Origin of the sequence: Alicyclobacillus acidiphilus NBRC 100859, assembly GCF_001544355.1 — a bacterium.
Lineage (GTDB): Bacteria > Bacillota > Bacilli > Alicyclobacillales > Alicyclobacillaceae > Alicyclobacillus > Alicyclobacillus acidiphilus.
Window position 1 is genome coordinate 1 of record NZ_BCQI01000099.1, and the last position, 8,273, is coordinate 8,273.

At 46.2% G+C, this 8,273-nt stretch carries 6 protein-coding genes and 1 pseudogene; 1 reads left to right on the plus strand and 6 read right to left on the minus strand.

What is annotated here, in order from left to right:
• Nucleotides 1–165 precede the first annotated feature (165 nt).
• On the minus strand, nt 166–915 hold the full coding sequence (locus AAC01S_RS17535) for a DUF6904 family protein (protein WP_067625543.1): 750 nt from the start codon (nt 913–915) through the stop codon (nt 166–168).
• Between the two features lie 261 nt (nt 916–1,176).
• On the opposite strand from AAC01S_RS17535, the gene AAC01S_RS17540 reads away from it, so the two are divergent.
• Nucleotides 1,177–1,767, plus strand: a complete 591-nt coding sequence (locus AAC01S_RS17540; protein WP_067625546.1) for a chorismate mutase family protein — start codon at nt 1,177–1,179, stop codon at nt 1,765–1,767.
• Between the two features lie 163 nt (nt 1,768–1,930).
• On the opposite strand, the gene AAC01S_RS17545 is transcribed toward AAC01S_RS17540, so the two are convergent.
• The 5 genes and pseudogenes from AAC01S_RS17545 to hsdR form a co-directional block, all read right to left on the minus strand.
• Nucleotides 1,931–2,257, minus strand: a complete 327-nt coding sequence (locus tag AAC01S_RS17545) for a hypothetical protein (protein ID WP_067625549.1) — start codon at nt 2,255–2,257, stop codon at nt 1,931–1,933.
• A gap of 94 nt (nt 2,258–2,351) precedes the next feature.
• A pseudogene (locus tag AAC01S_RS17550) lies at nt 2,352–2,851 on the minus strand (S16 family serine protease); the annotation flags it as partial.
• A 78-nt stretch (nt 2,852–2,929) separates the two neighbouring features.
• The gene (locus tag AAC01S_RS17555) at nt 2,930–3,493 is read right to left on the minus strand and encodes a restriction endonuclease subunit S (protein WP_067625554.1); all 564 of its coding nucleotides are present in this window, start codon (nt 3,491–3,493) and stop codon (nt 2,930–2,932) included.
• The gene (locus AAC01S_RS17560) at nt 3,490–4,926 is read right to left on the minus strand and encodes a class I SAM-dependent DNA methyltransferase (protein ID WP_067625557.1); all 1,437 of its coding nucleotides are present in this window, start codon (nt 4,924–4,926) and stop codon (nt 3,490–3,492) included. Before AAC01S_RS17560 ends, AAC01S_RS17555 begins: the two co-directional genes overlap by 4 nt.
• A gap of 149 nt (nt 4,927–5,075) precedes the next feature.
• Nucleotides 5,076–7,448: an EcoAI/FtnUII family type I restriction enzme subunit R gene (gene hsdR / locus AAC01S_RS17565; RefSeq protein ID WP_067625558.1), complete on the minus strand. Its 2,373-nt coding sequence runs from the start codon at nt 7,446–7,448 to the stop codon at nt 5,076–5,078.
• Nucleotides 7,449–8,273 lie beyond the last annotated feature (825 nt).

Below are 8,273 nucleotides of genomic sequence, written 5' to 3' on the forward strand. Positions count from 1 at the left end.
CGTCAAACACCTCCGTACTCGCTCGTCACGACAATGGTGTGAACACACGGAACAGCGTATCAGTGTGCAGTAACAGTACATGGACAACCGCCGCGTTTTCGAAATCGAATCCATGGGATACAAACTGGGTACTTGTTGCCCAGACCCTCACTCTTCCTGCCCTCACTACCATTCCACCTCTGGATAATCCTCCACCAAGCTAATATCCTCAACAGAGCAATTGTGCTCTATCGCCATTGCTCTGACTTCTTCTTCAATTTGACGATATTCCTTGCCCTTCTCGACCATTCGCTTGACGATTGTTGACAGAGCCTTCGCCCGCTCTTCCTTATCCCTGATTTCCAGGTATCGTATGTTCAGCAAGTCGAGGTACTGAGTTGCGTATCCATCCGTCCACGGATAATCCTTGTGCATCAAATTCAACATGCGTTTGAAGGAAGCCTCTGTAACTACTTCCTTCACACAATTGACCACCGAGGACTGAAACAACCTGACATTCGCAATATGGGCATCCCATATATTTTTCTTGTCGAGAAGAGGAAATGGGGCTGATTTGGCATGTTTTTTGGCGTAAAGGCGGATAAAGTCGTTCAGGGCGACGGTAACAAACAGGGCTTCGGGGTAATAGACCTGGCACCTGTAGTACAGGTTCTTCTCAGGAGTGATGAGTTCCAAAAACTTCATCCTGTCCGCATCCATGCCATTTGGTACGAACTCCACTTCCCGATCTCCCTGAATGGCATGGCGAATGTCATAACAGACCCCAAGGACTCGGAGTCGAGCGCCTTCATAGCCATCGTACTCCCCTTCATCCCCGACAATGGTGAGAAGGGACATGTAAAGGGTGTCGAGATCAAGGTAGTCGCCAGATATCGAGAGTCCAGTGAGGTTCGGTGTATTGGTGATGGTTAGCATAAATGTTCACCTGCGTCCGATTTGATAGGGTCAACGTTAGTATAGCGGAAAACGCAGGGATATAGGTTGGAAGGAGCCACGCCAATGGATTGGAGACGTTGATGACATGCTTGATTCCAAGGTTTTGCTTGTCGTTATGTTTTAAACGTTATATACCCGCCTACGCCGTACCGTCATGGTATTCCCTCCAACCCCTTGGTATAATTTGCTACAATCATTCTCAAACCTATGATTTTGGCGGAGCAGAGGAGGAACTGCCTTATGATGCGAATCCCCTACGACCATCGCCTACAACCGATTGACGAGCAACTGGCGAAGCTCATTGCGGAACGGCTTCGGATCAGCCAAGGAACCAACGGTTATCCCACAAAGGAACAGTTTGATCGGTGGTGCGAAGAATATCATGTTGATCGCCACGTCATTGCATCGGTTTTCGCCGCGATGAACAATCCGCGCCGCCCACCGCGACTACCCGTTTCACCGCAAAACTTGGTCGGCATCGTTCCTGTGATGAAGAAAGTACAGTCGGAAGGAGTCACCTATCAGATTACTCGCATGGAGCAATACGCCGATTTCAGTCTTGTTTACGTGGAAATCTACACGGATGAGGATGCGGAAACTGCAGAATTGAACATTCAGCTTATGTTAGACGTTGAGCCGAATGAAGGGCGACAGATCCAATTTCACCGTTCCCAGGGTCATACCAACCAATGTTCCTTGGTCTACAAGGTAAGCCCAAAACTACCCGACGACCTCAACACGTTCTCATTCCGACTTGTTCCAAATCCAATGCCTCACCATCCGCGTCCTCCAGAGAGGATTTTAGATCAGACGGTAGTGTTTGATGAGTAAACACCTGGAAACTCACAGGGTACAGAGAGTGTAACACTCATCCAGTGCAACTTCCGCATGCAAACAACCAGTACACGCCCCACGGAAGAAGGGCACGTACTGGTTTCTGGTACTGACCGAGATTCGGCAACACCATTGTGTGTTAAACATCTTTTTCCTGAAATCACGGGTTCCCGTACTGTTTATTCACGTCATCAAGTCGGGAAATCAGTAACGGTATGCCATGTTCAATCCAGAACCAACCGCTAATCCTTCCTGCTGACATTCCATGATGATGATATTTGGGAACATGTACCTCAACATCGATTGTCAATTTGGTGCCAGTTACTTTCTCTATAAAAGAATGAAGTTCTTCTTCAAAGTCTTCTTTGGGATATGGCAAAAATACGTTTGAAAAGTGGTCCTCTAAATCCCCCCACAAATAGGGATCTCCTCTTAATCCCCATTGTGTTGGTCTGTCCCTGAATATCATTGCGACAGTCCTGCCCATACAAATTCCACCTCCTGCTCTTGGTTGACACCGTCCTGCCATGCCAAAGAGTTTTCCCCCGTGAATGGTGTCTTTGTGGCTCTGCTTTCCCTGTTTAACTCACGCCCAATGCCTTAAACACCGCATCCGTTGGATCTGAGTAAAAGATCGGCTGAATCTTGATGAGCAAGTCTGATGGAACTGTTTGCAGATCGACCACCGAAACCGCAGGTATTAACACCTTCTTGGCTCCTGCATCAACGCATACTTGCAATACGTTGGCGAACTCTTCGACCTTGGCTATTGTCCCACCTACTGTCATGTTTCCGAGGACAACCAAGCTCTCCTGCACGGATCGCTCCAACACCCCAGAGCATAAACCCACTAATTCGGCGATTGCCAGTTCGCTGGTCAACCCGATTCCCTGCAGGTCACTGATGTGCATTAGATAGTCCTTGGTCTTGGTGCTAATGATGCCGCTGATACTCTTTGCATTCGCAGTGAAGTAACGGAATGCTGTATCAAGACTCTCTCTGGCTCCACGATGAGAAGCGACCCCCGACTTCTCGAATTTACCTGTTCCTGATACGGCTGATTCTCCAACTTGTAAACTCCAGCATGCATGTCGATATTGGTTAACTGTGGATTTTATGGAAATCGATTAACTCATGCTCAGATGAGTTGGGCATTTCCTTACCCGATGTTAAATGATTCATTAAGGATAACCTTTTTCAGCGCAGTGATTATACTTTTTTGTCTTTCAATCTCCTCAAACATTGATTGGATCTTTCTAAGCTTCTCAACTACTTTCAGTTGTTCCTCCATTTCGGGAAGTTCAAGTTCAAAATTCAGGAATTGGTCTTCATCAAGGTATTTACGATTCGTCGTTCCTGAACTGGTTTTCTCACAGATATTTATAAATCGCTCTGTGGTTACGAAGTTGGTGAACCAGTTAATATCAACTTCGGTCTCGTCAACGTCGTATGTCCAAAAGTTCCCTGTAATTATAGCTCCGTCAAGTTCCCTTGGAACAATTCCAAAAGCCCCATATCTTGCATCTATTTTCGAAAGTAGGAATTGGTTTTCTTTTATCAAGAACTGCCGCTTCGTACCAATGTTCTTCCCCACTTCTATGTCCCGTAGAAAAACGCCTTGACCCTTCGTTTTAATCGTTACCCTTTTGTAGCTTACGTCATCTTCTATTATCACAACATCTTTAACCCTGCTTAGAAGATCCCCGACTTTCACAGTGCTCATCTTTGCTCGTCCTCCATAATTTCCTTTATTAAAGTTCTAACGTTTGTCATGGAATCCTCAAGCTCAACTATTAACTCCTCCACGCTGTATTCAACGATATCTTGGTCTCCTCTGAATGGATGCCTTATGTCTAAGTTGTAATTCCGTTCAACGATTTCATCCATAGATACCTTCCAGGCATGTTGATTTTCAACTCTGTTCTTCCACCAGTTTATCTCGACATCGAATTCCGAGAGTTTTATTGGCTTTGTCTTCGTGTAGTTCTTTAGCCCAACTGGTATCGGATGTTCAAAATACCATATATGGTCCGTCCTTCCGTCATTGCTAATGAACAAGAGATTTGTTGGGATGTCGGTGTATGGCTCAAAAACACCCTTTGGGAGTCGGACTATGGTATGGAGATTAAATTCGTTTAGCAACTTCTTTTTTATTTCTATTTTCGCATTATCGTCGCCGAACAAAAAGCTATCTGGTAACACCACACCAACTCTTCCAGATTTTCTCAACCTATACATTATAAGTACCATGAAAAGGTCTGCCGTCTCGGCGGATTGTAGGGCAACAGGGAAGCTCATCTTGATAGAATCTTGCTCTGTACCCCCATAAGGCGGATTCATTAAAATGACATCAAACTTGTCCGCTTCTTTGTAATCCCGCACGTTCTTCGCCAAGGAGTTGTCATGCAAGATGTTTGGTGCATCAATGTCATGTAAAATCATGTTTGTGATTGCCAAGAGATAGGGAAGTGGTTTCTTTTCAACACCAAAAAGATTCTGTTGTGCGAGTTCTTTTTCTTCGGGTGTATGGATTTTTAAGTAATTGAGGGTAGATATCAAAAATCCACCTGTACCACAAGCAAAGTCTGCAATCGTCTCCTCGATGCGTGGCTCAATTACCTTGACCATAAACTCGGTAACAGGACGTGGTGTATAAAACTCACCCGCTGAACCTGCCGATTGCAAATCTCGTAACAGGCTCTCATAGATGTCATTGAATGCATGACGAGTATCGTATTCTGTGAAATCGACCTCATTCAAAATATTGATGACCTGACGCAATAACGTACCGTTTTTCATATAGTTGTTCGCATCTTCGAAGACATACTTCACTATAGCTTGTCGCTTCTCGGTGGTCTCATCTACCGTGATTCTTTTCAGTGCAGGAAACAGCGTGTTGTTCACAAAATCCAGAAGGTCATCCCCCGTCAGGGCTTTCCCGTCCTTTTCGTCGATTGCCCAATTACGCCAGCGGCATTCATCTGGGATGATCGAAGTGTATTTGTCATCATAGAACTCCCATAATTCTTCCTTGGCATCATAGACTTTGAGGAACAATAGCCATACCAACTGAGATATGCGCTGTGCATCGCCATCTACACCTGCGTCTTGTCGCATGATGTTCTGAATCCGCTTGATCAATGTTTCAATGGTCAATTGTATTTCCCTCGCTTCGACTTAATGGTTTCTTCTTGTTGCAATATGTGATTTGTATTTGGACGGATTCGTCTTGAAGCGAGACGAGTATATGTTATCCAAATCCTTTTCGCAAATTCCCATAAGAAGCCCCTTTTCAGGGGCGATGGTCATGCGTAAATGTTCTTTTCAAGCTCTCGAATGGCTTGAATGTACTTCGACTTTCCGCCAAACTCCTTTGCAATCCGCATCGGGTTCCCAAACTGGCTGAACGGTTGAAATTCAAGTACTTTCACATCAGCAAAGTCAAATCTTCCTTCGTCCTGATACTTCTCCAAGAGGGCTTCCAAGACTGCCCTTGCTGTCTCCGAATACTTGGAAAGGTAGTCGTCCCTTCGCGCCTTACGCGCCCGTTCTGAGCGTGTGAGAGGCTTTTGATCGAAGGCAATATGGCAAATCAGATCGAATTCATCAAAGTCCTGCCCAACTTCCTCTTTGAGTGCTTCGAGTAGAACCCCGTGCTCCTTTAATTCGTCAATGATGACCTGCTTCTGGTCTTCACTGTTCCATCTCCGTATGAAGTCATCGAGAGTTGCAAACTCTTTTAAGATGCCTTTGCGGGAATAATCTTTAAGACTCTCTGTGACCAACTTCCCGTTCTCGTCGTAATACATCACTCGTTCGTTAAGAACTTTGACAGGGACATCGTCAACATAGTATTTCACGCGACCAGGAGGATCTCCCCCACCATCATCATCACCACCATCGAACCCGCCGTCATCCCCCCCGAAGTCATCGCCTCCACCGAACCCTCCTTCATCTTCTCCGCCACCAGGCGGATCGGGTGGAATGATATCATCGCCCCCATCGTCCACATCGTAGATTTGGACAGGTTCGCCGTCGAAGTCAGGGTCAGCAAACAAACGTGAAGCGTTGCGAAAATCCATGATAGTAAAGAATTCTTTGCCGTACTCAGGTTTGAGTCTTGTCCCGCGTCCGATGATCTGCTTGAACTCCGTCATTCCGTGCTCACCAAATACGTTATCAAGCACAATGAGCTTGCATGTGGTACAGTCCACGCCCGTCGTTAACAGCTTGGAGGTAGTAACGATAGTCGGATATTGACTTTCCTCATCAACGAAGTTGTCCAGTTCCGCCTTGCCTTCGGCGTTATCCCCCGTTATACGCATGACGTATTTCGGGTTTTGTGCGACTAAGTCGGCATTTTCATTGACAAGTGCTTGCCGCATCCGCTCCGCATGGTCAATATCAACACAAAATACGATGGTTTTGGCAAAACGGTCCGTTTTCTTCAAAAACTCGGTCACTCTTTTCGCAACGAGAAGAGTTCGTTGTTCGAGGACCATCTCCTTGTCAAAATCTGCAAGATAATATGCGCGGTCTTCGATCACTTGTCCGTACTTGTCCAGCTTCCCTTCTGTCGGACGATAGCCTTCTAAGTCGCGATCCAGACTCACCCGAATCACCTTGTATGGTGCCAAGAACCCGTCCAGAATCCCCTGTTTGAGAGAATAGATGTAGATGGGTTCCCCAAAGTAGTGTATATTGCTGACCGTCTCGGTCTCATTCGGGGTTGCCGTGAGTCCAATCTGTATGGCAGAAGAAAAATACTCCAAGACTCTGCGCCATCGAGAATTATCTCTCGCGGACCCACGATGACACTCATCCACCACAATCAGGTCAAAAAACTCAGGGCTAAACTGACGGAAGATATCCAATTCATCTGTGTTCCCTGAAAGCTGATGATACAGCGATAAGTAAATTTCATAGGAGCTATCCATGGTGCGGTTTTCAATCTTGGTCATCACTTTTCCAAATGGTGCAAAGTCCTTTTGCATGGTTTGATCGACCAGAATGTTCCGATCTGCCAAGAACAGTACCTTTTTGACTTGTTTCGCTTTCCATAACCGCCAGATGATCTGAAATGCAGTATATGTCTTACCCGTTCCAGTCGCCATCACGAGTAAAATCCGATTTTGCCCTTTGGCAATGGCTTCGACAGTACGGTTAATTGCAATCATCTGATAATATCGTGGAGCTTTCCCATTCATCGAAAAGTAGTATGGCTCAGACAGGATGGTTTCCTGTTCATCCGTTATCTCTTTGAATGACCGATAGCGTCTCCAAAGCTCCTCTGGGGAAGGAAACTGTTCCAGGGAGAGTTCCCTTTCAAGTCCTGTCAACATATCGTGCTCGATGAATCCGTCTCCGTTCGAGGCATAGACGAATGGCACATCGAGTATCATACCGTAATTGATGGCTTGTTGCATTCCTGCACCCATCGAATGATTGTTGTCTTTGGCTTCAATAACGGCAATTGGGGTGTTGGGTCGATAAAAGAGAAGATAATCGGCACGCTTCTTCTTTCCCCTTGCCGTCATGTTTCCACGAACAATGACTCGCCCATCGGTAAACACGTACTCTTCCCGAACTTGATGCTTTATGTCCCAACCACCGTGCTCTATCGCAGGGGTGATGAATTTCGTGCAAATGTCCCGTTCGCTGAGATCCTTCTTGTTCACACAATCCGACCTCCTCTCTCCTCTATTATAATGTTTCTTATTGTCAATAGCCCATGGAGAAATTACCTCAATTTTCTTGGTGCGTTCACCTATAATTCGGTTGATATCGAAGGTCGACTGAAGTACAAATAAATTAACACATCAGCCGCTATGTACGGGCGTCGGAAAGACCCAACGCCTCCGCCCTTCTCATCTCCCCCCTGCTCGTTACGCCGCTTTCCCTTTCCGCATCACCATCACCTCATGCTCAAATCTGAGAATGTCGTACAGAGGTCGGGACAGATTGTCGATCATGGCTCGGAATATCTTTGCAATCCGAGCAACATTAGTTGTTGTGCTATCGCAAGCTGGGAACTCAACCCCAATTCGGTTGTTGCCTACATATACCCGTTTGTCGATGCACTTTTGCAGGAGTTTTGGCTTCATGGCAAAGAGGTTGAACAAATCCCGCCGATTCCCAAAGCGAAGTTCAACGAACCCGTAACCACGACTGTCACAGATGGAGCAGTGGTACATCAGATCACTCGATCCCCCCCCAAGGTGGATGATACGGTTTTCGAGTCGGCTTTTCCCACGATGAAATGCGAAGAATTCTGGGATGCTTCTTTGGAGTTCTTGGAGCAAAAATCTGCTTGCACCGATTCGAGATGACAGGTCGTTTAACTCACAAGGCATTTGTTGAGGTCGAAGCATCCGAAACGAGGGATGTTCCACCGTCCCAATGACCTGAAGCACGTTTGAAACCACGTCCACACACCCCAACCGAGAATACACATCCAGTTTGTTAAGCCTGTCCAAATCAAGGAGCGGTTGCAACACGTCCTT